Genomic DNA, 26,563 nt, shown 5'->3' on the forward strand with positions numbered 1-26,563 from the left:
GCAAGTCGAGGCGGCGGGTTTCCCCGCCGCCCGTTACATTTACTTTCAGTCTTTTTGCAGCTTTTCCAGGGCGGACCTGGCGGCAGACTGCTCCGCTTCCTTCTTGCTGTGGCCGCCGCCGGCGCCGATCACCATGCCGTTAAGAAGCACCTCCGACAGAAAGGTCTTGTCATGGTCCGGTCCCCGCTCCCCCACCATGCGGTAAAGAAGGACCTGATCGGCCTTGCGCTGGACCAGCTCCTGAAGCTCCGTTTTAAAGTCCCGCCGTCGCTCCTCCACAGCCTCTTCCCGCTCCGCGTCCAGCAGACACCGGTGAATCAGCGCGGAGGCTGCCGTGATGCCGCCGTCCAGATATACCGCGGCAAATACCGCTTCGGTGGCGTCCGCCAAAATGGAGATCCGTTCCCGGCCTCCCCCCGCTTCCTCTCCTCTGCCCAGCTTCAGATAACAGCCAAGTTCCAGCTTCCGCGCCACCTCATACAGGCTCTGCTCGCATACCAGCGCCGCCCGAATGCGGGTCAGATCCCCCTCCGGCAGGTCGGGATGCTGCAAAAACAAGAACTCCGCCGTCACAAAGCCCAGCACCGAATCGCCCAGAAACTCCAGTCGTTCGTTGCTGTTCATCTGCCGGGTCCGGTGCTCGTTGGCGTAGGAGCTGTGATTCAGCGCCTCCTCCAGCAAGGCCGGATCTCGGAAGGTATAATTCAATTTTGCCTCCAGTTCCTTCATAAAAGCACGCTCACACTCCTCCAAAAGGAAACCCCGCGCTGGGCGGGGTATTCTTTCTTATCTGTTTAGTTTTGCGGCGATATAGCGGACAGCGTCCCCCACGGTCTTCAGATCGCTCAGGTCGTCCTCCTGAATCTCGCCCACGTCAAATTCTTCCTCCATGGCCATCACCAGTTCCACCAGGTCCACGGAGTCCGCTCCCAGATCCTCCTCAAAGGAAGTCTCCATGGTCACTTCATCCGGTTCCTGCGCAAACTGCTCAGCCACCAGATCTCGCATTGTCTGAAATACCTCTTCATTCGACATACCAGTCACTCCTCAGGTCTCACGTTGTTGGAGTAATCATACGGCAGCGCCGCATTTCTGTCAATAGGATATCAGATTTTTTCTGCAGCATCCAACTGCATCTGTTCAATGCTGGCTTCCACATCCGCAATGAAGCCGCTCTTTGCGAATTCCTCCGCCTGCCGCACCGCATTCTGGATCGCGCGGGCGTCGGACCCGCCGTGGGCCTTGACCACCGGCTTTGTAATTCCAAGAAACGGCGTGCCGCCCACTTCACCGGGGTCCAGCATCTTCTTGAACCCGGCCATCTGTTCTTTCATCAGCAGCGCCGCAAGTTTTGTCTTTGCGCCGGAGAGAAACATTGCCTTCAGTTCTTTGGACATGAATTTTGCCGTTCCCTCCAGAGACTTGAGCATAACGTTCCCGGTGAAGCCGTCCGCCACGATGACATCCGCTCCGCCCAGCATGGCGTCGGACGCCTCGATATTCCCAACAAAATGAATGCGGCCCGCCTGATCAGCCTGCTCAAGGGCTGCATGGGCCTCATGGCGCAGGGTGTCGCCCTTTTCGCTCTCCGCGCCGATGTTCAAAAGACCCACCCGAGGCTTTTCCACACCCATGACCCGCCGGGCATAAAAGCTCCCCAAAAAAGCGAATTGCAGCAGGTATTCCGGCGTGCATTCCGCGTTGGCCCCTGCGTCGCACAGCACGGCCCTTCCTCCCAGAACAGGAATCTGGGGGCACAGCGCCGCCCGGCGGATGCCCCGGATACGCTTCACCACCAGCGTGGCCCCGGAGAGCAGCGCGCCGGTAGAACCAGCGGAGACAAACCCGTCCCCCATACCGTCTTTCAGCATGTTCAGCCCCACGGTCAGGGACGAATCCTTCTTCTTTTTGAACGCTATGGCGGGGTCGTCGGCAATTTCCACCACCTCGGCGGCGTCTCGGATCTCCACTCCGGCAGGCAGGGTCTTCTCGCCGCAGTCTCCCACGGCCTTCAGCACCTGCGCCGCGCGGCCCACCAGCACGATCTCCGTTCCATAAGTACTGTGGGCGGCCAGCGCGCCCTTTACGATCTCGCCAGGGGCGTTATCTCCGCCCATTGCGTCTACGATGATCTTCATATAGCCCATCCCTTTCTCCGCGCCCCGCAGAGAAGCCCAGCGGTTCGCAGAATCTGTTTAGCGGAGCGCTTCTTCCCGCATACTGTCCACGATTTCCAGCGATCGGCTGGAAATCTCCGTGTTTTTATCGCGTTTTCCCTTGACCCGGTGGTCCAGCGGCGGCATGATGCCGAAATTGATGTTCATGGGCTGAAACCGAACCACAGACTCATCGCTGATATACAGCCCCAGCGCCCCGATAGCCGTCTGCCTTGGAAAATCCAGCGGCGGCAAAGCCCGCAGCCGCCGGGAAAGCTCCACCGCGGCCAGATATCCGCTGGCACAGGACTCCACATACCCCTCCACGCCGGTCATCTGTCCGGCAAAGGCGATACGCGGCTCCTTCTTCATCCGATAATACCGGTCCAGCAGCCGGGGCGAGTCCAGAAACGTATTCCGATGCATCACGCCGTACCGCAGAAACTCCGCATTTTTCAGAGCGGGAATCATGGAGAAAACCCGCTTTTGTTCCGGAAATTTCAAATGGGTCTGAAAACCCACAAGATTGTAGACGCTGCCGTCGGCGTTATCCCTGCGCAGCTGCACCACGGCGTAGGGCCAGCGCCCCGTCCGGGGATCGTCCAGTCCCCGGGGCTTCAGCGGTCCGAAGAGCAGCGTGTCGTGGCCCCGGCGGGCCATGACCTCCACGGGCATACAGCCCTCAAACACCTTTTGGTCCTCAAATCCGTGGACCGGAGCCTCTTCGGCAGTGGTCAAGGCCTGCCAGAAGGCATCGTACTCCGTCTCCGTCATGGGACAGTTGGCATAATCCGCCGTACCCTTGCCATAGCGGGAACCCATCCACGCCGAATCCATATCCACGCTGTCCGACGCGATCAGGGGTGCGGCGGCGTCGTAAAAGTGCAGGGCCGTGTCCGCCCCCAGCAGCTCCTGCAGCCGATCCGCCAGCGCGTCGGAGGTCAGGGGACCGGAGGCAACCAGCACCTCGCCCTCCGGAAGGTCGCTCACCTCGCCGGGGACCACGGTGATGTTGGGACAGCTCCTGATCTTTTCCGTCACCATGGCGGAAAAGCCGTGGCGGTCCACCGCCAGCGCGCCGCCCGCCTCCACACGGGTGGCGTCCGCGCAGGTCATGATCAGGGAGCCCAGCCGCCGCAGTTCCTCTTTCAAAAGGCCCACGGCGTTTTCCAGCTGGTCACTGCGCAGGGAGTTGGAGCAGCACAGCTCCGCAAAGTCGTCCGTCACATGGGCGGGGGTTCTTTTCTGCGGTTTCATCTCATAGAGCGTCACTTGGACGCCCCGCCGGGCCAGCTGCCAGGCAGCCTCGCTGCCGGCAAGACCCGCGCCGATGACCGATACGTTCATAAATGTGTCCTTTCGAATGTCCCTTACCTGATAAAACGGAATTCGCGCCGGGTCGGGCAAATCAATTCTCTTTTTTAACCGCGGACTTCTTTACAGCTGTCTTTTTCGCAGCGGGTTTTTTTGCAGCCGCCTTGGCCGCAGGCTTTTTTGCCGTCTTTTTTGCGGCAGGTTCCTTCGTGGTTTTTTTGACCGCAGTTTTGGCTGTAGGCTTCTTCGCCGTTTTTTTCGCAGCCGTCTTCGCGGCGGCTTCTTCCTCCGTCTCTGTGACGTCGCCGTTCTCGCCGTTCTCGTCGGTCTTCTTTTTCGGGTAGCCCCGCTGCTCCTCGGGTAGGAAATTGGAGCAGCTCGGATTCACGCAGTAGGGCCGCTTGTAGCCTCGGCCCGATCTCTTGAACATGGTCTGGCCGCACACCGGGCAGTCATCCTTGACCGGCACGTCCCAGGTCATGAAGTCGCATTTCGCGGTCTCATCCTTGGCATTGCGATGTTCGCAGCAGTAGTAATTATACTGCTTATTGCTCTTTTTGCTGACGCCGGTGCGCTTCATAAGCCGTCCGCCGCACTTGGGGCACCGGCCCGGCATCACCACCACCAGCGGCATGGTAAAGCTGCACTCCGGGTACCCCGGGCAAGCCAAAAACCGTCCAAACCGCCCGGATTTCACCACCAGATTCCGCCCGCACTCCGGGCAGATCTCCTCGCTGACCTCGTCGGGGACTTTGATGCGGGTTCCCTCCAGAGCGGCCTCCGCGTCCTTGAGGTTCTTTTCAAAATCCCCGTAAAACTCCCGCAGGATATCTTTCCACGGGGTCTTCCCCTCCTCCACGAAGTCCAGCTTCTGCTCCATGTGGGCAGTGAACTGAAGGTCGGCGATATCGGAAAACCGCTGCTTCATCAGCTCCGTCACCACGCGGCCCAGGTTCGTGATCTTCAGGTACTTGCTCTCCTTGACGACATACTCCCGATCGATGATCGTAGACACGGTGGGAGCATAGGTGGAAGGCCTGCCGATGCCCTGTTCCTCCATAGCGCGGATGAGCGTCGCGTCCGTGTAGTGGGCGGGGGGCTGGGTGAAGTGCTGATCCTTGTGGAACTCCTTCAGCGCCAGTGGCTCTCCCTCCCTCAGAGCAGGCAGGGGAGATTCCTTTTCCTCCTTCTCCTCGTCTTTGCCCTCTTCATAGACGGCGGTATAACCCGCGAATTTTAGGCCCGAGGCGGTGGCGCGGAACATGTACTCCCCCGCTGCAATGTCCACGGATACGCTGTCATACACGGCGTTTTCCATCTGGCTGGCCAAAAAACGGCTCCAGATTAGTTTGTACAGCCGGTACTGTTCCCCGGTCAAATCGCCCTTCACCTGCTCCGGCGTCAATGCCACGCTGCTGGGGCGGATCGCCTCATGGGCATCCTGCGCATTGGCCTTGGCCTTATAGTGCCGGGTCTGAGCGGGGTAGTAATCCTTGCCGTACCGGCCCAGAATAAAGATCTTGGCGGCGTCCAGGGCCTCCTCGCTGATACGCAGGGAGTCGGTTCTCATATAGGTGATGAGACCCACGGTGCCCTCACCCGCAATGTCCACACCCTCATAGAGCTGCTGGGCGATGGCCATGGTCCGCCGGGGTGTCATGCTCAGCTTTCGGGACGCATCTTGCTGGAGCGTGGAGGTGGTAAACGGAGGGGAAGGACTGCGCTGCTTGTCTGTCCGCTTTACAGCCGAAACGGCAAACGCATGGTTTTTGGTCCCCTCCACCACGGCCTCCACCTCTTCGGCAGACTTCAGCTCCGCTTTTTTGCCGTCTTTTCCGTGGTAGTGGGCTGAAAATTCCGTCTTCTTCGCGTCATCGCTCCGGAGAACGGCGTCCAGCGTCCAGTATTCCTCCGGCTGGAATGCCTCGATCTCCCGCTCACGGTCGTCCACCATGCGAGTTGCGACAGACTGGACCCGTCCGGCGGATAGCCCCCGACGGACCTTTTTCCAGAGAAGCGGGCTGAGCTGATAGCCCACAATGCGGTCCAGGATGCGCCGCGCCTGCTGGGCGTCCACCAGGTTTTGGTCAATGTCCCTAGGCTCCTGTATGGACTCCTGCACCACCTTTTTTGTGATCTCGTTGAACGTTACGCGGTGGGTTTTGCTGTCCGGCAGATTCAAAAGCTGCTTCAAATGCCAAGAAATCGCCTCGCCCTCGCGGTCCGGGTCGGTGGCGAGATACACCGTGTCGGCGGCCTTGGCGGACTTTTTCAGATCGCTGATGATGTCTTCTTTGCCCTTGATGGGCTGATACTCCGGGTCGAAGTCGTGCTCCACGTCCACACCCAGAGTGCTTTTCGGCAGATCCCGCAGGTGGCCCATGGAGGCCTTGACGCGGAACTCTTTTCCCAGATATTTTTCGATGGTCTTGGCCTTCGCGGGAGATTCCACGATGACCAGGCTCTGTTTTGCCATAGTTACCTCCAAAACTTTGCGCGGATACAAAGTAAATTTATTCGAAAAGTGTCACAGCGCGGATGTACCGCTTCCCGCTGCACTGCGTCACATATTGGTCGATCTCCAGCATGGTCAGCGCCGACAGCACCCGCCGGGCGGGCAGCTCCGTCAGCTCGATCAGGTCGTCCACCGGCATGGGCTGGTCGGTCAGCGTCCGCAGAAGAAGGATCTGATCGTCGGTCAGTCCCGCGCCCTTCAAAGAAAGGGACGGCAAAACCGGCTTGGCCGCCTCCGTCGGCTGACCGGGCTGCTTCTCCAGCAGTTCCGGTGCGGGACGGGTCTGTCCGCGAAGTTTACCCGGAAATTGGGCCTCGTAATCCCGCAGGATGTCCCACGGCTCCGCAGCCACACCCGCGCCGTCCCGGATCAGGCGGTTGCAGCCCCTGCTGTTCTCTGCGTAAATGGGACCGGGGACGGCGAATACGTCGCGCCCCTGATCCAGAGCCATTCCGGCTGTGATCAGCGCGCCGCTGCGCGCGGGCGCCTCCACCACCAGCGCGGCGACGCTCAGCCCCGACATGATGCGGTTGCGAATGGGAAAATGGCCGGGAAGGGGCTCCGTCCCCGGCGGATACTCGGAAATCAGGCAGCCCGCGGCAGCTACATCATCATAGAGCCAGCCGTTTTCCCTGGGGTAGATCACATCGACGCCGCCGCCCAGTACGCCGATGACGATGCCCCCCGCCCGCAAAGCACCCTGCGCCGCGGCGGAATCAATTCCCCGGGCAAGGCCCGTGACCACCACGGCCCCGCCGTCCGCCAGCCCAAAGGCAAGGTTCTCCGCGCATCGGATCCCGTAAGGCGACGCTTTCCGCGTCCCCACCACGGCGATGGCGGGAAGCTCGTCCACCGCGGGAAACCGACCCCGGATGTACAGGAGGCAAGGCGGGTCGTAAATGCTCCGGAGCCGGATGGGATACGCCGCGTCGTGGAGCGTCAGGAGCTGAAGGTCCAGACGATCACAGTCTGCCAGAATCTGATCCGCTTTGGTCAGGTCCTTGTTTTTCAGGACCTCCGCCTCCTGCCGGGTAATACCCTCGGTCAGCAGAATTTCACCCTCGTCGGCGTAATAGACGTCTTCCGGCGTGCGGAAATGCTCCAGCAGGGCAAGCCTGGTCTGATTCCCGATGCCCTCGCACCGGGATAGCCACACCCAGTATTTCAGCATGGACATATCCGTCCCTCCTTCACTTCCGGCCCCTGGCCATCTCCCACAGCAGCGCGGCGGCGGCCGCCGCCGCGTTCAGGGATTCGCAGCGTTCATTCATGGGAATTTTGACCGTTGCGCCGCAAAGTGTCAAAATCTCATTTGAAAGTCCCCGTCCTTCGCTTCCGATGGCGGCGGCGGCTCGGGTGTAATCCATTTCCCGGATATCCCGCGTATCGGCCCGCAGCGCCGCGCCGTACAGTGGGATGCCGCTGCGCTTCAGCAGCGCGGCCGCCTCCAAGGCGTCACAGATCCAAACCGGGCAGCGGAACACCGCACCCATGCTGGCCCGCAGCGTTCTGGGGTGATAGAGGTCGGCGCAGCCGTTCACCAGGAGCAGACCATCCGCCCAAAAAGCGTCCGCCGTCCTGAGAATCGTTCCCACGTTGCCGGGGTCCTGCACTCCGTCCAGCACCACATACCGGCTTCCGTCCAGCTTTTCCGGCAGCGCGGCCTCCCGCATCCGGCACACGGCCAAAACGCCCTGAGGCGTTTTGCTTGGGGCGACGGAGGCCATCACGTCCTCCGGCACCTCCACTGCCCGAACAGAGGGTGGCAGCTCCCCAAAAGCCTGCCCCGGCGTGGTCACCACTGCATCCACCATCTCCGGAGCCCAGCGGAGAGCTTCCTCCGTCAGCTTCGGGCTGTCACAGAGGAAGCGTCCGATCTCGCGGCGGTATTTGCCGTCCGCCGCGAGTTTTCGGAGCTGGAGGCAGAGCGGATTCTTTCTGCTGGAGATTCTCTCCATGTCCTCTCCTCCTTCTCCAAATTTACTTGATACATTATTATAAACAAGTCCCAATTTTAATACAAAAGTGAGTATATCATACGCCGCTGGAAGATTCAAGTCAACGCTTTTACATGGAATCGCGGTTTTTCCGCAGGGAAACCATGTTAAATGCGGGCAGTCAATTCACCTTTATCTCGATCTGGGCAGCGCGCAGTACGCCCGCCCCGCAGAGCGCGGCAAACAGCTGGTCCCTGCGGCAGCCGACGGGCAGCTGGTCCTCCAATGCCGGGAGTGTCAAGGTCACATTTTCCGGAACTTCCGCACCATCATAGAGCGCCAGCGCCACGGCGCTGTGCAGCTCCGGCCTTGGGGCAAACAGCAGCGCGGCTTCCGCCTCCGACAGCTGTCCGGCATTTGGCCGCAGAATCAGCGACACCCCAAATTCCCGCCGCAGCTGCCGGGCCAGCTCCTCCCCGCCGTCCGGGACATCCAACAGCACATAGCGATAACGCAGGCACAGCTCCGTCACCGCCCGCACCAACTCCCCGGTGAGCCGGTCGGCGCAGACCGCCGCTGTGGATGCGCCGGAAAGTCCTTTGGCCGCAATTTCCGCCCGGAGCCACTCCACCGCAAGACTCCGGTACAGCGGCATCACCTCCACCGGACAAATGCCGTGCTTCGTAAAAACCGCCTCATACGGGAAATTTTCCGGAAACACCGCCCGAGTAATCCCAAGCTTTTGAAGCTTTTTTGCCGCCGAAACCGCCCGGCGGTGCAAAACGGCAGCGGGAGTATTTTTCCGCCGCAGCAGGTGCACCCCCAGAAACCGCATCCGCAGAACCGCCTGTTCCTCCGCCCGCCGGGGCGCTCTTTCCTCCGTCCATGCCACAAATCCAATCATGCGAACCTCCCTGCGTTCCCGTGGGAAAATCGGAGCGGACTTCCCCGCGCCGGAGCGGGCCGCGTTACCGGACGCAGCAGCCCTCCCGTCCCATTTCTATGGGACGGGAGGGCTGCTTATGCGAAAAAATCACCCGGCCAGCGTATAGCCGGTGAGATATTTCAAGGGATTGATGCGCACACCGTTCTCTGATATCTCAAAGTGGAGATGGGGACCGGTTGAGTTTCCGGTGGAGCCGGTGATGCCGATGGCGTCGCCCTGCTTCACGTTGGTTCCGGCCGAGACGCTGAGGCTGCTCATATGCCCATACAGCGTCGTATTGCCGCTGCCGTGGGAGATCACCACGTAATTGCCGTAAGAGCTGGAGCGCTGTGCCACCAAGACGGTACCCGCCTTAGCGGCGTGGACCGTGGTGGTATAGCCAACTTTTCCGATGTCCACGCCCTTGTGATTGGTGGACCCGATGCCGCCGGGGGACGCCCGTCCGCCAAAGGTGGAGGTGACGTAATGGCTGTCCACCGGCCAGATGTATCCCCCAAGCGCCGCGTTGGAGACCTTTCCGCCATTGGCGGCGGCCTGTTCCTCCGCCAGCTTCCGGCTCATATCCTGAATACGCTTCTGGATAGCCTCTTCTTCCTCTTCCAAACCGTCGATTGCAGCCTCTGTTTCATCCTGGTTGGAGGCCAACTGCTGGATCAGCTGGTTGGCCTGCTTCCGCTGAGATTCGAGCGCGGACTTTTTGGACACTAGATCGGCCTTCGCCGCCTCCGAGTCGGCCTTGGAGGATTGCAGCGACGCTTCTTTTTGCGAGATTTCATCCTGAAGCGCCTTTAACTGGTCGATCACCGCCTGATCGGCGTTCATAATCTCGTTCACCGCGTCCAGCCGGTCCAGCAGGTCCGTGAAGTTGTCGGCCTTAAAAAGAACGGCCCAATAGCTGACGCTTCCCTCCTCCTCCATGACCCGCACCCGGCGACAGAACAGCTCGTACTGGGCGGCCTCCCGCTCCTGCGCGTCGGCCAGCTCCGCCTGGGTCTGGGTGATCAGCTGGGCATACGTGGATATTTGGCTCTCCACGTTGCTGATCTCCTTCACCTGTACAGCAATCTGCTGGTCCAGCAGTTCCTTTTTCTGCATGACCTCCGCCTTATCGTCGGACAGAGACGCCAGCTTTGCCTGCAGCGCTTTTTTCTGACCGGTCAGGTCGGATGCGTTGCCTTTCAGGGCGTCGATATCTGCCTGAGTCACCGCGCTCACCGGTTGGGGCAGCACCGCCGCGGTGCAGATCACCATCAGGGCCATCAATCCCGCCGCAATGCGCTTCATCGGTCTCATCAATTTTCTCTCCTTTACCACGAAAACGCTTTGCTCATACCTGTAGGAACCGTCGGATGGCGGAGAGGCTTCCCCCCACGCCGATCACAACTCCAGCAATCAAAAATGTAGCCGCCACGGGAACCCACAGCTGTCCAAAGTTCACCACGCTGATGAGCTGGAGCGTATCGCTGCTCTCCACGCCCCGAGTCACTGCCTCATACAGTGCCCACTGCAAAAGGAACGCGATCACCGCCCCGGTAAAGCCCAGCATAAAGCCCTCGTACACAAAGGGCCAGCGAATAAAGCTGTTGGTGGCGCCCACCATACGCATGATGGCGATTTCCTCCCGCCGGTCAAAGGTAGTGAGCTTGATGGTGTTGGAGATGATGAACACAGACACCACCAGCAAGATGACAATCAGCGTCATGCAAACCACCGTGGCAATGTTCCGCACGGTGATCAGCCCGTCGGAGATTTCCTCATAGGCGGTGACGCTGGCAACCCCTTTCACCTTCTCCAAGGCCTCTTTTGTCTCGCCGGTAAGTTGAATATTCACGGTCTTGACGGCGTACCGATCCCGGAGGATCTGCGGGTCCAGATCCTGAAACAGCGTTTCGTCGGCGTATTTCTCCTGAAACTCCTTCATTGCCTCTTCTCTGGTGATAAAGGTTACAGAGGCCACATTGGGCTGCGCCTCGATCTCCTTTTGGAGCATCCGCGCTTGTTCGGTGGTATAGCTCTCGTCCACATAGGCCAGCATTTCGTTGTCCTTCTCCATGTCCTTGAGCTGCTGGTTGGCATTCACCGCGACCAGTGTGAAGGTGCCCATTATCAGGAGACAGGCCACGGTAATGCCGATGGCCGCGAAGGACATGAACCCATGGCTGAACATATTGGAAATGCCCTCGCGAAAAAAGTAACGGAAATTATGCTTTCCCATGGATATGTCCTCCCACATAGCCGCCGACGGAATCGTTGATAATTCGGCCGCCGTCGATGGTGACCACGCGCTTTTCAAAGCGGTCCACCAAGTCTTTTTCATGCGTGACGACCACCACGGTCGTCCCCAGCGAGTTGATTTTCACCAGCAGCCGCATCAGCTCCAATGACCGCTCCGGGTCCAGATTGCCGGTAGGTTCGTCGGCGATGATGGTGGTGGGGTTATTCACCAGCGCCCGGGCGATGGCCACGCGCTGCTGCTCGCCTCCCGACAGCTCCGTGGGGTAGTGAGTGGCCTTCTCCTCCAGTCCCACCAGCTTCAAAACATAGGGAATGCGCTTGCGAAGTTCCTTCTCGCCGGCCCCCACGGCCCGCATGACAAAAGCCAGGTTATCATACACTGTTTTCTTTTCGATCAGGCGGAAATCCTGAAAAATAACGCCTACCGTCCGCCGCATGATGGGCAGCTGCTTGTCGGTGATATTGCTGACGGAAAAGCCATTGATCATAATGCGGCCGCAGCTTGGTTCCACCTCTCCGGTAAGAAGCTTAATAATGGTGGATTTTCCAGCCCCGGAGGGACCCACCAGAAACAGGAACTCACCGTCCTCGATGGTAAGGGTGATGCCCCGGATAGCCTGAGTCCCATTGTCATACTCCATTTCCACGTCCTTCAGACGGATCATACACGCACCTCGCTCCATTTCAGTCGGCTCGCCAAAATTTTACTTTCTGACTGGTCGACATAAATCTACAATCGAATACATTATATATGGTTTTTCTCCATCATGCAAGTAGAAATATATCCGCTATTTCCACTATATCCGGAGAGATTATGAACGGCTTTTTACGCCTGAATTTGTACCGTCCCGCCGGCCTTTGCAAAAAAAGGAAGGCGGCTGAATGCCGCCTTCCCCGTGTCTTCTAAAAGTCCGCGCTGCGCCGGAACATATGCAGCCCCGACAGGTCCGGTAAACCTTTTGGGCGCCCGCAGCTCAGTTCAGCCGCACTTCCTTTGCCGTTTCGGGCTTAAAATAGCCCTTCATATCATATTTGTTGTACCCGGAATAGTCGGACAGCGTCCGTCCCTCCAACGAGTAGCTGCGGATGAAACGCTTGCCGTCCACCGAGGTCCAGTTCTCCGCGTCCCAGCTCAAATATCCGTCCTCGTCGGTCTGTTTTTCAGCGAACAACAGGTCCACCTGCCGGTTGTGGTTGGCCACCAGGTCCACCAGGTTTTCCCAGCTCAGGTCCTTTTCGCACTTTTCGATGATGTCGTTGACTTTCATGCGTTCCTCCCTCAGCCCACGTATCCGGCTTTTTTCAGGATCTCCAGTGATCTTCCGTAATTTGCCTCACTCATCATGACCAGCGGTCCGGTGCAGCCCATGCCGCTTTCGGCATAGATACCGGCCTTCCACAGCAGCTGCACGGCATCCTCCAGGTCCATGACCTCGATGCCGGGAATGCTGGCTGTGACTGGTTCGGCGGGTGGAGCCTTCACGGTCTCTTCCGTTGCCGCGGCGGGCTTGGCGGATGCCTTGCGGGCCTCCAATATCCTGTTCAGTCCCGCCTTTTCTGCCTTGTCAAACTCCCGCTGCGCCACGTCAAACACCTTGCCCCGCACCAGTTGGGCGGCAAATTCCAGTGCGTTTGCGATCAGCGGGGCGCCGGAGGCCCGGGAGATAATCAGGATCAGCTTTTCATAGCCCTTGCCGATGCCGGGACCGTAACCGTAGCCGGTGGCCTCAAAGCTGCCGCCGGTGGTATAGGCGGAGAGCATTTTGATGAGGACATTGCCCGTCAGGGAGTCCGTCACCAGAATGTCCGGCGTGCCCTGAAGCACATCGTTGCCCCGCATCACTGCGCCGCCGTCCGCTCTCCCGGACTCAGCAAACCGAAAATCGTAGCCGCCCTCCTGAAGCTGTCTGAGCGCCATCTCCGTCTGCCGCGCGCCGTCCACGTTCAAAATGCCCACGGTGGGGTTCTCCACGCCGCCGGTCTTTGCGGCAATGATGCCATAGACCGCGTTTTTGATCATACCCTCAATTCGGTCGGCGCTGGAGGTGCCGGTGGTATTGGCGATGAACATCTCCTTGCCTTTGCCGGGGGTAACGACCCGTCCCACAGTGGACACGCCGATGGGGAAAGGAAAGTGCATGGTCACGGCGCCGTCCACCTCATGGTTTTCCACCATCTGCTCCATTTTGCGGTGGCCCTCGTCCGCGTCCGAGACCTTTACGGTCGTAACGCCCTCAGCTTCCAGTGTGCCGATATAATACACGTCCACGCCCCGCTTCGCCGCCATCTGAGCGGCGGCCATGGCGTTTTCCTCGCCGTGCTCGCTGCCCATGCCGGTTAGGGCAATTTTGGGACGGATGCCATAGGACCCGTTTTCCAGCCCCTCCGCCATTTCCAAAAAGGTCTTGGCAATGGTCTTTTCCAGATTACTCATGCCGCACCCCGCTCAATCCGCCTGCGACAGCAATGTCGCCGCAAACTCCTTCATGGCCTTGGCAATCAGGCTCTTGACCTGCCCCTCGCTGACGCCGCCCCGAGCGGCCTCTTCGCCGGAGTTTTTCTGGATGACGAAGGAGACGCCGTCAAACAGATTGGTCATGCGGCCCAAAAACAGCGAGCCCTTGCCGATAATCATGACCCGGCTGATTTTGCCCGCCAGCAGGTCCTCTCGGGCAAAGCCGATATAGGGCACGCCGGAGGGGATGTGGCCCTGGGTGGGCGCCCAGCCGGTGAGGCCGTGCTCCACCGGGAACTTCATGAGGTCCGCCTTTTCAATCTCTCCCCGCTTCACCGCAAGAGCGGCGATCATCTTGTAGTTTGCCAGCGGCACATCGCCCGCGCCGGCGGGTTTTGTAATGTCGGGGTTTTGCATTTCGGGAGAGTATTTATCGATGTCGGTGATCTTCAATCCCGCCCGGTCCAGCGGATCGGTGACGAGGCTGGAGATGACGGCCTGAGGCGCGGAGCCGGTGCCCACGGTATGGCGGCCCAGCAGCTCCAGATTGATCTCGGGGTTGACGCCGTCGTTCTGCGTAACCACAACGGCGAAACCGCCAACCATGTCCTCCATAATGGGAAGGCCCTTCTTCACGTGGTCCTTCCCGTTCATGCCCAGCTTCGCGGTGCAGCCGCCGGCGGTGACGACGACGGTCTTATACGCACCGGAGGCGACCAGAGCGGCGGCCTCGATCATGGCGTGGGACGGGGCGGCGCAAAAACCCCGGACGTCGGAGCCGGTGGCGCGGGAAAGGCCTGCGATTTCCGCGGCAGACTTGGCGAAGTTGCCGCCGCCGCGCTGATTCATGTCGCCGCAGGCTTCCTCCGCACAGTCGATGACGTACTCCACCTCGGTCTTGTCGATTCCCGCACTCTTCACAACGGACAGCAGCGCCAGGACGGAGGACGCCTTAGACACCAGATTTTCGAGTATCACATGGGCGGAGAGATTCACGTCAATGTCGTGGGCGCGGTTCACGCAGCCCACCAGCTTGTCATGGTCGTAGAGCCCCTCGGAGTGATCCTCTTCCACCAGACGCGCCACCGCGGCTCCGTCCACGCCGTCGTTGATGCGGGCCATGATCGCTTCATCAATCAAGGGGTTGGCGGCCAGCGCCCCCTTATAGGCGGCCACAAAGTCCCTGTCCAACTTCACCAGATCGAACACGTCGCAGCTTTGCATCAGCAGCAAAAACTCCTCCTGCGGCATGATCTGGCCGAACTTGCCGTACCGGTCGTTTACGTCGCAGGTCTTGTCGCACCAAGGCTGTTCCACAGCGGCCAACTCCCCGGGGGTCTTGTTGCCGATGTAGACCTGATTGGGCCAATAGGACAGTGCCTGCTCAAAGCTGCGGATGTGCTTGGGCAGCTCCTTCAAATACTCGCTGTTGGGGTTGACGATCCGCTCAGTGGTCTGGGTGGTGCCGTTGTGCAGCACCATGTCGGGCGTGTGGACCAGAATATAGCCCGCGCCTTTGATGACACTTTTCATGAAAAAATACCGTCCTCTCTGCATTTTAAAATGGAACACCGCTCTGTTTCCGGGCCGTTCGGCCGCCGCTGCGGAGAGGCGCGAAAAACTCCGCTCTCCGCGCTTCTCCCCGGCGGCCGCCGGGCGTTTTCCGAGGAAAAACGGAGGAGCGGCGGCTTTTGCCGCCGCTCCCGCCGTGTTCCGGATCAATACTTGCAGTACTGCTCACGGATGGTGGTCATCTCGTTGACGATATCGTCAACGTCCAGGACCATTTCCATCATGCTGATCTGCTCTTCATAGACGGCCTCATCAAATTCCACTTTGATTTCAGGCTCGCACACGTGATAAACCTTGAGTCCCAACTGGACTCCTGTCAATGGACCGGCATAGGTCGGGTCACCGTTGGTAACCGTCTCAGCCGCAAGGCCGGAAGCCTCGCCCTCAGCTGCGCCCAGAAGAACGACGACGTTCTCGGGGCCATACTGCTCGGCAAATTCCTTAACCCGCTTCTGATTTTCCAGATCCATTGCACCAGCGGCCGTTCAGACGAAGCACTCCGTTGAGGAAAACACAACTTCAGCGCCGGCGCTCTTGGCGCAGGCCTCGATGGCCTGGCCGGGGATACCGTCACGGTCGCCGATGATGACAACCTTTTTACCCGCTAAAATGCCCATGTTTCTGTTCCTCCTTTTCTGTAAGATTATAGTCAGCCGGATCAAATGTTCTCCGGCCTGCTACCTGTTTTAGGATTTCCAAAGGGTCCGCCCCCTTGTTCTCCCCGCTTTGCGGATCGTCAGGGGGAAATGCCTAGTGAATCGCAGTTTTCTCTAGATCACACGTACTTTTTGATCATGTTCTCCACGTTCTCCGGCGTTGCGTCATCCTTCACGCAGGAGTCGATCATCTCGCCGTTTTCATACACAGCGATGACCGGCAGGCCCAGGATCTTCTGGCCGATGGCCAGCCGCCGGGCCTTGGTGGTGTTCAAAGCGCAGAATTTCAGGCTGTCGCCGCCGTACTTCTCCGCAAACTCATGGACGTGGGGCATCAGGGCGGCGCAGGGAACGCAGCCGTCGCCATAGAAGTCCACAACAACCTTGCAGGGGGACTGAAGCACCTCGGCTTCAAAATTTGTCTTATCCAGTTCCAGCATATTCTATCTCTCCTTTTATTTCAGGTTGGCGATATAATGCTCGGCCTGCATGGCGGCAATGGCGCCGTCGGCGGCGGCAGTGACCACCTGCCGCAGGCTCTTTACCCGCAGGTCCCCCGCGGCGAACACGCCGGGGAGGTTGGTATGCATATTGTCGTCGGTCTTAATATAGCCGTTTTCCATGTCCAGCAGACCTTCGAACAGCTTTGTATTGGGCAGCAGGCCAATGAACCCAAACAGGCCGAACATTCCGTCTTCCTCGTCCGCCTCGATGGTGGTCAGTTCGCCGGTCTTGGTATTTCGGACGATCATCTTGGAGAGAATCTCGTCGCCGTCCGCCTCGTCCACCACGGTGTCCCACATAAAGTTCATCTTGGGATTGGCGAACGCCTTCTCCTGAATTGACTTGGCGGCCCGCAACTCGTCGCGGCGGTGGATCACGGTGACCTTCCGGGCAAACTTGGCGAGGTACATGGCCTCTTCCACGGCGGCGTCGCCGCCACCCACCACGTAAACTTCAAAGTCCTCAAAAAACGCGGCGTCGCAGGTGGCGCAGTAGGAAATCCCCTTGCCCATGTATTTGGCCTCGTTTTTACAGCCGATGGGCCTGGGGAACGCGCCGGTGGCCAGGATTACAGTCTTTGCAAGGTATTCGCCCTTGTTGCCCGTCAGCTTCTTCACGTCGCCGCCAAGGTCCACGGACTTGATCACATCACCGACCCGCTCCGCGCCGAACTTTTTGGCCTGTTCCGTCATCCGGGCAATGAGGGAGGGACCGGTCTCGCCCTCCATCTGCTGCCCGGGATAGTTTTCGATTTCATTGGTGATGGCGATCTGTCCGCCATCCTGGCCCTTTTCAATGATGAGGGTATCCAGACGGCTGCGCCCGGCATACAGTCCGGCAGTCAGTCCCGCCGGACCCGCGCCCATCACGATCACGTCGTAGATTTTGCTCATTGCTTCACCGCTCCTATTATCGCTCCCCCGCGGCGGCCGGTCGGACCGCCGTGGGGGGCGATGTTTAAGTTCGATCAGACCTCAAAAATGGTCTGATCCTCAATCTCGGTGGTCAGCGCCTCCAGCGCGCGGATCACCAGCTTCTTGCGAAGGGCGTACTCCTCCTCGGGAGTGAGGGAGGGATTGCCGAGAGGATGGGGAATTGCAATGGTGGGAACGATCCGGTTGGCGCCCACCGTCATGGAGATTGGAGTAATTGTGCACATATGCACCACGGGGATACCCGCGCGCTCAATCTCTTTAACCATCGTTGCACCGCAACGCGTGCAGGTACCTCATGTGCTGGTCATGATGACCGCGTTTACGTTGGCCTGCAGGAGCTTTTGGGCATACTCGGCGGCAAACTTCTTGGCGGAAGCCACGGCGGTGCCGTTTCCGACGGTGGAATAATAGTGATCGTGGAGTTTGCCGATCACGCCTTCCTTCTCAAGCTCCCGCAGCACGTCCACAGGCAGGACGCGGTTGGGGTTCTCGTTGGCATAGACCGGATCGTAGCCGCCGTGGGCGGTCTCGTAGGTCTCGCTGGTCAGCTTCTCCACGCCCTTGATGCAGTATTCACCGTAATGAGAGGCGGAGGAGGACTCAATATGGTCGGGGTTGCCCTTGGGAACGATGCCGCCGGAAGTGCAAAGGGCGATCGTTGCCTTGCTGAGGTCCTTGACCGCCTTATTGGGGGCCACACGGTCGAAAGAGGGCATGGGATACTCGGTGGTGAAGGGCTTTTCCGCCAGCTTTGACAACAGCATATCCACGGCGCGCTTGGACCCGCGCTCCTTCTCAAAGAAGTTGCGGCGGATTCCGTTGGGCATATAGCCCTCCTCGCAGGAGGCACCGAGGGCCTCGCCCTTCATCAGCTTCATGGCCAGCTTTGCCATGGTGGGGGCGGCCTTGCGCATACCGGCGGCGCTGTTGGTGGTGGCAACGATCAGGACCTTCTCCTTCAGGTCCGCGCCGGGGTTTTCCTCATACATACCGGTCAGGACCGGGATTCCCAGCTCGTCCTGAACAACCTGGCACACATTGGCGCAGGCATAACCGTAACGTCCGGCGTTGAACGCGGGACCGGCGATAAACAGATCGGGCTTTGCCTCCTTGACCCACTCTAGAACCTGCGCCTTGGCGTCCTTCTCATGCTCGGCAAAATAGGAATCGCCGCAGACGATGGTCTGCACAATTTCCGCCTCGCCCTTCCATGCCTGATTGAAGGCAAGGCCGGGACCGACATGGCCTTCCCGCAGCTCGGGAGGCACGTGGGCCATTTCCTCGCCGCCGATGTTGGCGAAGAACTGGTTGATATAGTGTACGACACGATAACTCATGCTCTTGTCCTCCTTTCCTTATCTTGCGCTCAGGCAGTTGAAGCCTATCTCGTTGGTGGCGCCGGTGATGACCTGAATCTCCGCCTCGATGGACCCGTCGGGCCGCAGAGAACCCGCGTGGCCGCCGGCGATCTTATCCACATAGTCCAGCGTGCCGATCACCTTGTCCATCGGGGGCAGAATGATGACCTCGTTGGCGTTGCCGCCTGTGACAACCGCGTCAGCCAACGGATCGGCGTCGGCAAGGGACTGGGACTTGCCGTCCTGACCAGCATACTCGTCGGTGACCAGAACCGTCTTGACACCCTTTTGCTCCGTCTTCTTGCAGTTCATGATCAGGTCAGTGTCGGGATTGCCGAAGCCCTCCTCGGAAATGATGACGCCGTCCAGATCCAGCATCCCGGCCAACTTGGATGCCCAGTCGGAGGAGCGCTGCTTGTCGGCCAGATACACATTCTCGTTGGTGATGATATTGCAGACATAATTCAGCGTCTTGCCGTGCTGCGCGAACAGATCGGCCACCACGGGGTTGTTCTGATGATGATAGGTGGTATTCTTGTCGCAGGCGGACACGCAGTTGCCGGAGATGATGGCGCCGTCCATGGTCTCGGTTGGATTGATCAGCGTGGAGATGATCTTCTTTGCGTCCACACCGTAGACATACGTGTCGTGCAGCAGACCCTGACTCTGGAGCATGTGGACGTAGGCCACGCGGGGAAGGTCGGGGAACTTTTCAATGCCCTCCTTGATGCCGTAGGTCTCGAACTCCTGCGTCTCGTCGGGGGTAAGGTTGCGACCCAGCTCGCCCACGAACGTGGCGGCCCGGAGACCGGCGATGCGGACGGCATGCTCGTACTCATGCTGACGGACGCCCTCCACGGGCTCGCACACCAGCACCAGATTTAAAAGCTTTGAGAACGGGGTGTAATCCGCGCCGGGGCCGGACATGTCGATGATGCCCTCCTGGAAGCCGACGATCTTGCCCGCGGTGACGATGGCCATTCCCCGCAGGACATGGGTCTTGCCGGAGCCGACGGTATCCACCTTTGCAATCACGCCGGGGAACTCTCCGCCTGGGCCCTCGACCTTCACGCGGGGCTCAATGACATCCTTCACCGGGGTGATGCGCACGCTCTCGCCGGGCTTTGCGATGTCAAAGTGCGCCGCCTTGACACAGGCCTTCACGTCGTCGTCCTGGAATATGAAGTCCTTTACTTCATCGGCATTGACGTAAAGCGTTCCACTTTCTACCTTGCATTCCTTTGAAAATTGAATGTCCCTGATCTGAATGAAACCCAATTCCAATTTCAAAGTGAGCACCTCCTTTTCATTTTTTGTTGGTCGCGTTACTAAGACCCGCCGCAGCGTCATAGCCCAAGGCGCCGGAGAGCAGGGTATAGTCGATCAGTTGGAAATCCTCCAGCACCTGCTGGGTGAGCGTCCGGTTTCGGGGGCTGAACTTGTCGCAGGCCTCGATGCTGCCCGCGATGATCTGCGCCTGTTCCGGGGAAAACTCATTGGATTTCTGAGACACCACAACGGATTTATAAGGCGTCTCATTGGGCTTCACACTGCCCGCCAGAGGGTGGGTATACAGAGTATGCCCATTGTAAACCATGTCCCGCGCTTTCACCAGAATCTCCCGAAGGGTCAGATCCTCAAAGAAGCGGACGGCATACCGCCCCTCCATGCAGGTTTTTACCAGCGGGTTGTTGGTGAGAATCAAATAATGACGGTCGCTTAGCGTTTTCCATCCCTTCTTTCTTCCGTAGATTCTAAAAAGCAAAAACAGGATCAGACAATACAAGTCCTGTATTGCCCGACCCTGTTGATTGACCTGAGAGATTCCCCGCAGTCGCGGGTTGCTCCTTCGGCGCTTTCGCTTTCCAGAGTGTAGTCGGGTTGCAGTCCTTTTTGCCTGAGATGTTCATACCACGCCGGCAAGCTGTGATACTTATCCCTTCGGCCCCGCCACAAAATGGGCAGATCTCCTGCAACCGTCATCCACATAATTCAATTTTTCAAATGGAGACGCTGCCCCATGTACATCTTCATTCTAATCTCCTCCTTCCATGCGACGCAAGAAAAGAATTCAATTTATAGTTTTTATATATAAATTCTCTTCGGCAAATCGACGGGTCCAGCTTTTATGAAATTTTCTTGTTTTTTCCGCAAAATAAGCAGACTTTGTTGCTTTTTTCACACTTCTCTTGGTCGTCTTCAGCACATTGCATTATTATTTTCAAAATTTTTCAAAATATTTTCTGCATTTTGCACAATCACATTCTCACTGCTCAGAATTTCGATGGTAAAATTGTTCCGCAAAACGATAGAAAACCTGGGCGGACGGGGAGAGTATACTGTTTTTCCGGCGGAGGATATAGAGCTTCCGCCGGATCTTGACCGCAGGCAGTTCGATGACCAACAAGTTTCCACGCTCCGCCGCCGCACTTTTGGAAAGAACGGCGATTCCGACTCCCTCCTCCACCAGCCGTTCCACCTCCTCGTTGGAGGATGCCTCAGCGGCGATGCGAATTCCGGCCGGGTCCACCCCCATGGCCCGCAGGAACAGCTCCGTCTCCCGTCTGGTACCGCTGCCCACCTCCCGGACCACAAACGGCTCGCTGGCGATGCGCCGCAGGGAGGCGCCCTCATGCTGGTAGGCCCGGTACCTCGGCATGTTCGGGGCGACCATCACCAGATTGTCGTCGGTAAACTCCCGGGCAATGCACTTGCCGTCTGAGAGCGTTCCGCAGAATCCCAACTCCGCCTCCCGATCCGTCACCTGCTCCACCGCACCGGCGCTGTCCGTCATGCGCAGATCAAACTTCACATCGGGATACCGCTTTTGAAACGCCGTTATTATCCTGGGCAGGAAATACCGTCCCGGAATCGAGGAAGCGGCCACGGCAACCGTACCCGACAATTCCGTTGCGAACCGATACAGCTCTTCCTTTGCCTTCTGCCGCAGGTCCAACATCTGCCGTGCATATTCAAATAGGATCCGCCCAGCCTCCGTTGGGCCTACCTCGCGGGTGGTACGGGCAATCAGCGTCAGGCCCAGTTCCCGTTCCAGCGCCGTCACATGGACGCTGATGGTGGGCTGGCTGACACGGAGCAGCTCTGCAGCCCTTGAAAAGCTGCCTGTCTCCACCACGCGGGAGAACGCCTCCAATTGTCGAAGCTCCATGGATTTCTCCTTCTGCGGGCCATTCCGCAATCAGAATCACTGACAAAAACAGGACGCCGCGCGTCTGCGCGGCGTCCTGTGGCGGGAATATGTGGGAATCGAACCCACCTGGGCAGCTCTTCACCACCCTCACCGGTTTTGAAGACCGGGGGGCACACCAGCACCCATCTACTCCCACGAAAAGTCGCCGTTCTTCGCGGCCGACGGCGCCATTATAACATGTCCGTCTATAAATGGCAAGCCCCAACCTGCAGCGCGGGCGCACACCTTTTCCGTCCACCCCTTCCGCGTCTCGTGAAAAGGTGCGCCTGGCGGTTTCTACTGAAATTCCTCCGTTAAAAACTGCCGGTTTATAAGGCGGCGGAGGTCACCATCCTTTTTTGTCACGTGGAAGCGGTCCAGATATTCCAGAATCGCCAGCGCGTACTTTCGAGAGGTCCCCAGCGCATCCCTCAGCTCCGCAAGCGTGATGGTCTCGTGCTCTGCAAAATGGTTTCTGACAACGCCGCAAACCCGCTGATAGGCGTCCTTGTGATAGCAGATCTGGGGTGAGAGCATCACCAGCTCCCCACCGGAGAGGACGCTGTCCAGCACCTGCTTCGCGTCGGCCTTCTCATTGGGCTGGAACTGGGCCATAATCTCTTCCGTGGCGGCCGGCTCGATGTCCGCCCTTCGATAGCTCTCCAGCAGCCGGTCCCTGATCGCGTTCTGTCTTTTCGTAAAATGGACGGAAAATTCCGACAGCGCGTATCGATCCGCCACCCGTCGGATATATCCCTCAGCACAAAGTTCACCCAGAAGGGCGTCCGCCGTGGTCTGCTCCATGGATTTAAACAGTTTCTGCCGCAGCTCGGCGGCCTTCATTCCCGCATGGAGGGGGTTCTTCCGGTGATAGTCCTCCAGCAGTGCCCCACAGGCGTCCCGCATGCCGTCCATGACCTCCGCCGCGGCAAAACGGTTTGGCAGCGGTTCCACCAGACGGCCCACGGCGACCAGCTCCAGCAGCTGCAGCTCCAGCTCCGGCGCTTCCATACCCAGCTTGTCCGATAATCTGCCTCCGTCAGGCAGAGACGTCCCGAACTCCGCTGTCACCTGCACGATCCTCTCGCCGCTGGACCCGCTCTCCCGAATCTTCAGCGCCTCCAGCACGGCGGAAACATTGCGCCGGTGCCTCGGCGGCGCGTCGTCCAGAATCACCCCTCCGCCGATGGTCTCCATCGGCGAGAGAAAGCGGATCACGAACCGGTCCCCGTTTTTCGAGGCGATGGGCTCCGTCAGCCGCAGCTGCGCGTAGCAGCTCTCGCCGGGGTTCAGGCTGTCCCGATCCAGCAGCACGATCTTTGCCAGCAGCACCGCCGCGCCGTGGTACAGATGGACCTGGGAATCATTTAAAATCACCCGCTGGGAGTCCCGCAAATTTTGAAGCCGGACGTCCAGCATCCGAGATATGCGGACGCTGCCGGGCCTCGCCACCGCGTCGCCCCGCTGCACGTCTGTTTTCTTCAGTCCCGCCAAATTCACCGCCACCCGCTGCCCGGCATAAGCGGTCTCCACGTCCCTGCCGTGGACCTGCAAATTCCGGATGCGGGTTTTCGCGCCGGATGGCACCAGCTCCGCCGGGTCTCCCTCGTGCATGGCCCCTTCAATGAGCGTTCCGGTGACCACCGTGCCAAAGCCGTCCACGGAAAACACCCGGTCCACGGGCAAGCGGAACGGCACCCGCTGATTTTTCTCACGGGCATGCAGCACCAGCTGATGCAGGGCTTCCTTCAGCTCCGGGATTCCCTGCCCTGTATAGGCGGAGACGGTGTGGATGGGCTTGCCCTCCAAAAACGTCCCCCTCACCCTTTGGACAATCTCCTCCTGCATCATCTCCAGCCACTCCGGGTCCACCATATCGGCTTTTGTGATGACCAAGAGACCGTCCTTAATTCCAAGCAACGTCAAAATGCCCAGATGCTCCACCGTTTGGGGCATAAACCCCTCGTCCGCGGCCACCACCAGCAAGGCAAAATCAATGCCGCCGGCACCTGCCAGCATATTTTTGATAAATTTTTCATGACCCGGCACATCTACGACGCCCGCCTGCGTTCCGTCCCCAAAATCCAGATGGGCGAAGCCCAACTCAATGGTGATGCCCCGCTTCTTCTCCTCTTGAAGGCGGTCGGTGTCGATACCGGTCAAAGCCTTGATGAGCAGAGTCTTGCCGTGGTCCACATGACCTGCGGTGCCGATGATGATATGCTTCATAGGGCAGTCTCCGCCAAAGCCTGAATGATGCAGGCAAACTCGTCTTCCCGCAGGGTGCGCGCATCCAGCAGATAGCGGTCATGGGTGATGCGTCCAATGACCGGCCTATCCCGCAGACGCATGCCCGCCTCCAGCGCGTCCACACTGCCGTGCTTCGGCGTCACCGCCACGGCGTATGTCGCCAGCAGCTGCGTGGGGACGCTGCCGCCGCCCACCTGATCCTCCCCCTGGATCACTTCCGCCTCCACGCCCGCTTTCCGCGCCAGCGCGCAAAGTTTATGGGCCCGCACATGGAGCGCCTTCGGCGTCGCCGCCAGCATGGCAAGGGTGGGAATTTCCGTCTCCGCCGTACCGTCGGCGTAGGCCCGCAGAGTCGCTTCCAGCGCCGCCAGCGTCATCTTGTCCAGCCGCATGGCCCGATAGAGCGGATGCCCGCGTAAAAGCGACAGATATTTCTCCCGCCCGACAATGATACCCGCCTGAGGGCCACCCAGCAGCTTGTCGCCGGAGAAGGAGATCACGTCCACTCCCGCCGCAACAGACATCTGGACGGTGGGCTCGTCATGCAGTCCCAGCTGTTCCAAGTCCCACAAAGATCCACTGCCCAAATCCTCGATCACCGGCAGTCCTCTCTCGTGACCCAAAGCCACCAGATCCGCCAGAGGCACGGCCTCCGTGAAGCCCAAGACGCAGAAATTGCTGGTGTGGACCTTCATCAGGGCCCGGGTTTCTTCCCCAATGGCCCTTTCATAGTCCGCGAGATGGGTCCTATTGGTGGTCCCCACCTCCCGCAGCCTTGCGCCGCAGGCCTCCATGATATCCGGGATGCGGAAGGAGCCGCCGATCTCCACCAATTCTCCCCGGGAGGTCACCACTTCGCCTCCCGCCGCCATGGCCGACAGAATCAGCAGAACGGCGGCTGCATTGTTGTTCACCGCCAGCGCACTCTCCGCGCCGGTAAGTTTGGTCAAAAGGCCCTCCAAATGGGCGCAACGATGGCCTCGGCAGCCCGCGGCAACGTCGTATTCCAGCGTGCAGTAATTCCGGGCAGCGTTTTTCGCGGCCTCTGCCGCCCTTTCGGACAAGCACGCCCGCCCCAGATTCGTGTGCAGCACCACACCGGTTCCATTCACAACGCTTCGCAGGGACGGCAGCACCTCCCTGTGGGCCAGCGTCTCCACTTGGGCGCACAGCACCGCCCTGTCCGGAAGCACTTCCCGCGTTCCCGCCAGCACCTCATTTCGGAGACTTTCCAGTGCGGCGCGAACGGCATCGGTCACCGTTTGAACGGGTATTCCTTTCATCAGCGCCGCAATGGCCGGTTCCTTCAGCAGTTCGTCCACCTTTGGAATGTTTCGCAGTAATTCCTGATTCATGTCACGCGCTTCCCCCCGCTTTTTGTTTCCTTTAGTATTTAAGAATCCGATCTCTCCCGGACAAATATCAGCGCAGCTTGATGCGCTTTCCGCCCAGATAGGGCTCCACGACACCGATCCGCTGGGCACTGGGTACGCAGTCCTTCAACTCCGCGAACAGCGCGTCCGCGTCCTTTTCCGCCACGGATATCAAAAGTCCGCCGGCGGTCTGGGGGTCAAACAACAGGTCCTGTTTGACAAGCTCCACATCTCCAACATCCACACCCGGCTCGGCAAATGTCCGGTTGCGATACATCCCAGCGGGCAGAATCCCCATTTTTGCCAGCTCCAGCGACTCCGGAATCAGGTCAATGGCGTCCACGTTCAGCGTCATCCCCACATCGCTGCCCTGCGCCATCTCATAACCGTGGCCCAGCAGGCCGAAGCCCGTGACATCGGTGCAGGCGTGGACCTCGTACTTCACCATGGCATCCCGGGCAGCCTTGTTCAAAGTGGTCATCAGCCTCTGCGCCAGCTCCAGGCCGGCCGCGGACAGCATGTCCGCCTTCTGCGCGGTAGTCAGAACGCCGATACCGATTGGCTTGGTCAGCAGCAGCACGTCGCCGGGCCGGGCCGCGGAATTGGTCAGCATCTTGTCCGGGTGGACGAAACCGGTGACACACAGGCCGTATTTCGGCTCGTCGTCCAGAATGCTGTGGCCCCCGGTAATCAGTGCCCCCGCCTCGAAAACCTTGTCATAGCCGCCGCGGAGCATCTGGTGGACCGCTTCTTTGGGCATGGACTCCGGCACCGCCATAATGTTCAGGCAGAGTTTCGGCTCACCGCCCATGGCGTATACATCCGAAAGGGCGTTGGTGGCCGCGATCTGCCCAAACAGATAGGGGTCGTCCGCAATGGGCGGAAAGAAATCCACCGTCTGCACCAGCGCCAGATCGTCGCTGATCTTGTAAACCGACGCGTCGTCACTCTTATCAAAGCCCACCAGCAGGTTGGGGTCGTGGTGAACCTTGATACCCTCCAGCAGCTGAGCCAGAACACCCGCGCCCACCTTAGCGCCGCATCCGGCGCACTTTGCCAGCTTTGTCAGCTTGATATTCTGTTCTTCCATGGTATATCTCCTTTCGATGTCCCCGAGGGGATGTTTCTTTGCTTTCAACATACCATTCCACCCACAGTCTGTCAACG

The 26,563-nt window shown here is 59.3% G+C and carries 24 protein-coding genes, 1 tRNA gene and 1 riboswitch; all 25 genes read right to left on the reverse strand.

Annotation, left to right across the window (positions count from 1 at the left end; all coding sequences use genetic code 11):
• Positions 1-45 precede the first annotated feature (45 nt).
• Complete coding sequence (gene rnc / locus ABWQ15_RS04050) at positions 46-729, reverse strand: ribonuclease III (RefSeq protein ID WP_353907545.1); 684 nt, start codon at positions 727-729, stop codon at positions 46-48.
• A 57-nt stretch (positions 730-786) separates the two neighbouring features.
• Positions 787-1,035 (reverse strand): acyl carrier protein, encoded by a 249-nt coding sequence (acpP, locus tag ABWQ15_RS04055; RefSeq protein WP_353907546.1) that lies wholly within the window; start codon positions 1,033-1,035, stop codon positions 787-789.
• Between the two features lie 71 nt (positions 1,036-1,106).
• Complete coding sequence (plsX, locus tag ABWQ15_RS04060; RefSeq protein WP_353907547.1) at positions 1,107-2,138, reverse strand: phosphate acyltransferase PlsX; 1,032 nt, start codon at positions 2,136-2,138, stop codon at positions 1,107-1,109.
• Positions 2,139-2,195: 57 nt separating this feature from the next.
• Positions 2,196-3,503, reverse strand: a complete 1,308-nt coding sequence (trmFO, locus tag ABWQ15_RS04065; RefSeq protein WP_353907548.1) for a methylenetetrahydrofolate--tRNA-(uracil(54)-C(5))-methyltransferase (FADH(2)-oxidizing) TrmFO — start codon at positions 3,501-3,503, stop codon at positions 2,196-2,198.
• Between the two features lie 61 nt (positions 3,504-3,564).
• Positions 3,565-5,946: a type I DNA topoisomerase gene (gene topA / locus ABWQ15_RS04070; RefSeq protein ID WP_353907549.1), complete on the reverse strand. Its 2,382-nt coding sequence runs from the start codon at positions 5,944-5,946 to the stop codon at positions 3,565-3,567.
• A gap of 37 nt (positions 5,947-5,983) precedes the next feature.
• Positions 5,984-7,162, reverse strand: coding sequence for a DNA-processing protein DprA (gene dprA / locus ABWQ15_RS04075; protein WP_353907550.1), 1,179 nt, complete (start codon positions 7,160-7,162; stop codon positions 5,984-5,986).
• 13 nt (positions 7,163-7,175) lie between these two features.
• Positions 7,176-7,943, reverse strand: a complete 768-nt coding sequence (locus tag ABWQ15_RS04080) for a TrmH family RNA methyltransferase (RefSeq protein ID WP_353907551.1) — start codon at positions 7,941-7,943, stop codon at positions 7,176-7,178.
• Between the two features lie 160 nt (positions 7,944-8,103).
• The gene (locus ABWQ15_RS04085; RefSeq protein ID WP_353907552.1) at positions 8,104-8,826 is read right to left on the reverse strand and encodes a hypothetical protein; all 723 of its coding nucleotides are present in this window, start codon (positions 8,824-8,826) and stop codon (positions 8,104-8,106) included.
• Positions 8,827-8,955: 129 nt separating this feature from the next.
• On the reverse strand, positions 8,956-10,161 hold the full coding sequence (locus tag ABWQ15_RS04090) for a murein hydrolase activator EnvC family protein (RefSeq protein WP_353907553.1): 1,206 nt from the start codon (positions 10,159-10,161) through the stop codon (positions 8,956-8,958).
• Between the two features lie 34 nt (positions 10,162-10,195).
• Positions 10,196-11,083, reverse strand: coding sequence for a permease-like cell division protein FtsX (ftsX, locus tag ABWQ15_RS04095; RefSeq protein ID WP_353907554.1), 888 nt, complete (start codon positions 11,081-11,083; stop codon positions 10,196-10,198).
• The gene (gene ftsE, locus ABWQ15_RS04100) at positions 11,070-11,768 is read right to left on the reverse strand and encodes a cell division ATP-binding protein FtsE (protein WP_353907555.1); all 699 of its coding nucleotides are present in this window, start codon (positions 11,766-11,768) and stop codon (positions 11,070-11,072) included. Before ftsE ends, ftsX begins: the two co-directional genes overlap by 14 nt.
• A 309-nt stretch (positions 11,769-12,077) precedes the next feature.
• The gene (locus tag ABWQ15_RS04105) at positions 12,078-12,371 is read right to left on the reverse strand and encodes a hypothetical protein (protein WP_353907556.1); all 294 of its coding nucleotides are present in this window, start codon (positions 12,369-12,371) and stop codon (positions 12,078-12,080) included.
• Between the two features lie 11 nt (positions 12,372-12,382).
• Positions 12,383-13,537, reverse strand: coding sequence for a glycine/sarcosine/betaine reductase complex component C subunit alpha (gene grdD / locus ABWQ15_RS04110; RefSeq protein ID WP_353907557.1), 1,155 nt, complete (start codon positions 13,535-13,537; stop codon positions 12,383-12,385).
• A gap of 12 nt (positions 13,538-13,549) precedes the next feature.
• Positions 13,550-15,091 (reverse strand): glycine/sarcosine/betaine reductase complex component C subunit beta, encoded by a 1,542-nt coding sequence (gene grdC / locus ABWQ15_RS04115; protein WP_353907558.1) that lies wholly within the window; start codon positions 15,089-15,091, stop codon positions 13,550-13,552.
• A gap of 185 nt (positions 15,092-15,276) precedes the next feature.
• Positions 15,277-15,747 carry a glycine/sarcosine/betaine reductase complex selenoprotein A gene (grdA, locus tag ABWQ15_RS04120; protein ID WP_353907559.1) on the reverse strand — a complete coding sequence of 157 codons (471 nt, stop codon included), beginning with the start codon at positions 15,745-15,747 and terminating at the stop codon, positions 15,277-15,279.
• A 158-nt stretch (positions 15,748-15,905) separates the two neighbouring features.
• On the reverse strand, positions 15,906-16,226 hold the full coding sequence (gene trxA / locus ABWQ15_RS04125; RefSeq protein ID WP_353907560.1) for a thioredoxin TrxA: 321 nt from the start codon (positions 16,224-16,226) through the stop codon (positions 15,906-15,908).
• Between the two features lie 15 nt (positions 16,227-16,241).
• Positions 16,242-17,183, reverse strand: coding sequence for a thioredoxin-disulfide reductase (gene trxB / locus ABWQ15_RS04130; RefSeq protein ID WP_353907561.1), 942 nt, complete (start codon positions 17,181-17,183; stop codon positions 16,242-16,244).
• 74 nt (positions 17,184-17,257) lie between these two features.
• On the reverse strand, positions 17,258-18,562 hold the full coding sequence (grdB, locus tag ABWQ15_RS04135; RefSeq protein ID WP_353907562.1) for a glycine reductase complex selenoprotein B: 1,305 nt from the start codon (positions 18,560-18,562) through the stop codon (positions 17,258-17,260).
• 18 nt (positions 18,563-18,580) lie between these two features.
• On the reverse strand, positions 18,581-19,873 hold the full coding sequence (locus tag ABWQ15_RS04140) for a glycine/sarcosine/betaine reductase component B subunit (protein ID WP_353907563.1): 1,293 nt from the start codon (positions 19,871-19,873) through the stop codon (positions 18,581-18,583).
• Between the two features lie 16 nt (positions 19,874-19,889).
• Positions 19,890-20,288: a GrdX family protein gene (locus ABWQ15_RS04145; protein WP_353907564.1), complete on the reverse strand. Its 399-nt coding sequence runs from the start codon at positions 20,286-20,288 to the stop codon at positions 19,890-19,892.
• A 169-nt stretch (positions 20,289-20,457) separates the two neighbouring features.
• Positions 20,458-20,566: riboswitch (glycine riboswitch) on the reverse strand.
• Between the two features lie 283 nt (positions 20,567-20,849).
• The gene (locus ABWQ15_RS04150) at positions 20,850-21,752 is read right to left on the reverse strand and encodes a selenium metabolism-associated LysR family transcriptional regulator (RefSeq protein WP_353907565.1); all 903 of its coding nucleotides are present in this window, start codon (positions 21,750-21,752) and stop codon (positions 20,850-20,852) included.
• 79 nt (positions 21,753-21,831) lie between these two features.
• Positions 21,832-21,928 (reverse strand) — tRNA-Sec (locus tag ABWQ15_RS04155).
• 142 nt (positions 21,929-22,070) lie between these two features.
• The gene (selB, locus tag ABWQ15_RS04160) at positions 22,071-24,002 is read right to left on the reverse strand and encodes a selenocysteine-specific translation elongation factor (protein WP_353907566.1); all 1,932 of its coding nucleotides are present in this window, start codon (positions 24,000-24,002) and stop codon (positions 22,071-22,073) included.
• Positions 23,999-25,378 (reverse strand): L-seryl-tRNA(Sec) selenium transferase, encoded by a 1,380-nt coding sequence (gene selA / locus ABWQ15_RS04165; protein WP_353907567.1) that lies wholly within the window; start codon positions 25,376-25,378, stop codon positions 23,999-24,001. Before selA ends, selB begins: the two co-directional genes overlap by 4 nt.
• A 67-nt stretch (positions 25,379-25,445) precedes the next feature.
• Positions 25,446-26,486 carry a selenide, water dikinase SelD gene (gene selD / locus ABWQ15_RS04170; RefSeq protein ID WP_353907568.1) on the reverse strand — a complete coding sequence of 347 codons (1,041 nt, stop codon included), beginning with the start codon at positions 26,484-26,486 and terminating at the stop codon, positions 25,446-25,448.
• Positions 26,487-26,563: the final 77 nt, after the last annotated feature.

It is taken from the genome of Oscillibacter sp., assembly GCF_040505565.1.
Taxonomy (GTDB): domain Bacteria; phylum Bacillota; class Clostridia; order Oscillospirales; family Oscillospiraceae; genus Oscillibacter.

What these genes read in the sequence shown, in the direction of transcription:
- ABWQ15_RS04085 (WP_353907552.1), bottom strand. Translation starts at nt 8,826, where the DNA reads ATGATTGGATTTGTGGCATGGACGGAGGAAAGAGCGCCCCGGCGGGCG.
- rnc (WP_353907545.1), bottom strand. Translation starts at nt 729, where the DNA reads ATGAAGGAACTGGAGGCAAAATTGAATTATACCTTCCGAGATCCGGCC.
- trxB (WP_353907561.1), bottom strand. Translation starts at nt 17,183, where the DNA reads ATGAGCAAAATCTACGACGTGATCGTGATGGGCGCGGGTCCGGCGGGA.
- grdD (WP_353907557.1), bottom strand. Translation starts at nt 13,537, where the DNA reads ATGAGTAATCTGGAAAAGACCATTGCCAAGACCTTTTTGGAAATGGCG.
- topA (WP_353907549.1), bottom strand. Translation starts at nt 5,946, where the DNA reads ATGGCAAAACAGAGCCTGGTCATCGTGGAATCTCCCGCGAAGGCCAAG.
- acpP (WP_353907546.1), bottom strand. Translation starts at nt 1,035, where the DNA reads ATGTCGAATGAAGAGGTATTTCAGACAATGCGAGATCTGGTGGCTGAG.
- dprA (WP_353907550.1), bottom strand. Translation starts at nt 7,162, where the DNA reads ATGTCCATGCTGAAATACTGGGTGTGGCTATCCCGGTGCGAGGGCATC.
- plsX (WP_353907547.1), bottom strand. Translation starts at nt 2,138, where the DNA reads ATGAAGATCATCGTAGACGCAATGGGCGGAGATAACGCCCCTGGCGAG.
- ABWQ15_RS04150 (WP_353907565.1), bottom strand. Translation starts at nt 21,752, where the DNA reads ATGGAGCTTCGACAATTGGAGGCGTTCTCCCGCGTGGTGGAGACAGGC.
- trmFO (WP_353907548.1), bottom strand. Translation starts at nt 3,503, where the DNA reads ATGAACGTATCGGTCATCGGCGCGGGTCTTGCCGGCAGCGAGGCTGCC.
- trxA (WP_353907560.1), bottom strand. Translation starts at nt 16,226, where the DNA reads ATGCTGGAACTGGATAAGACAAATTTTGAAGCCGAGGTGCTTCAGTCC.
- selB (WP_353907566.1), bottom strand. Translation starts at nt 24,002, where the DNA reads ATGAAGCATATCATCATCGGCACCGCAGGTCATGTGGACCACGGCAAG.
- ABWQ15_RS04080 (WP_353907551.1), bottom strand. Translation starts at nt 7,943, where the DNA reads ATGGAGAGAATCTCCAGCAGAAAGAATCCGCTCTGCCTCCAGCTCCGA.
- selA (WP_353907567.1), bottom strand. Translation starts at nt 25,378, where the DNA reads ATGAATCAGGAATTACTGCGAAACATTCCAAAGGTGGACGAACTGCTG.
- ftsX (WP_353907554.1), bottom strand. Translation starts at nt 11,083, where the DNA reads ATGGGAAAGCATAATTTCCGTTACTTTTTTCGCGAGGGCATTTCCAAT.
- ftsE (WP_353907555.1), bottom strand. Translation starts at nt 11,768, where the DNA reads ATGATCCGTCTGAAGGACGTGGAAATGGAGTATGACAATGGGACTCAG.
- selD (WP_353907568.1), bottom strand. Translation starts at nt 26,486, where the DNA reads ATGGAAGAACAGAATATCAAGCTGACAAAGCTGGCAAAGTGCGCCGGA.
- ABWQ15_RS04105 (WP_353907556.1), bottom strand. Translation starts at nt 12,371, where the DNA reads ATGAAAGTCAACGACATCATCGAAAAGTGCGAAAAGGACCTGAGCTGG.
- ABWQ15_RS04090 (WP_353907553.1), bottom strand. Translation starts at nt 10,161, where the DNA reads ATGAGACCGATGAAGCGCATTGCGGCGGGATTGATGGCCCTGATGGTG.
- grdC (WP_353907558.1), bottom strand. Translation starts at nt 15,091, where the DNA reads ATGAAAAGTGTCATCAAAGGCGCGGGCTATATTCTGGTCCACACGCCC.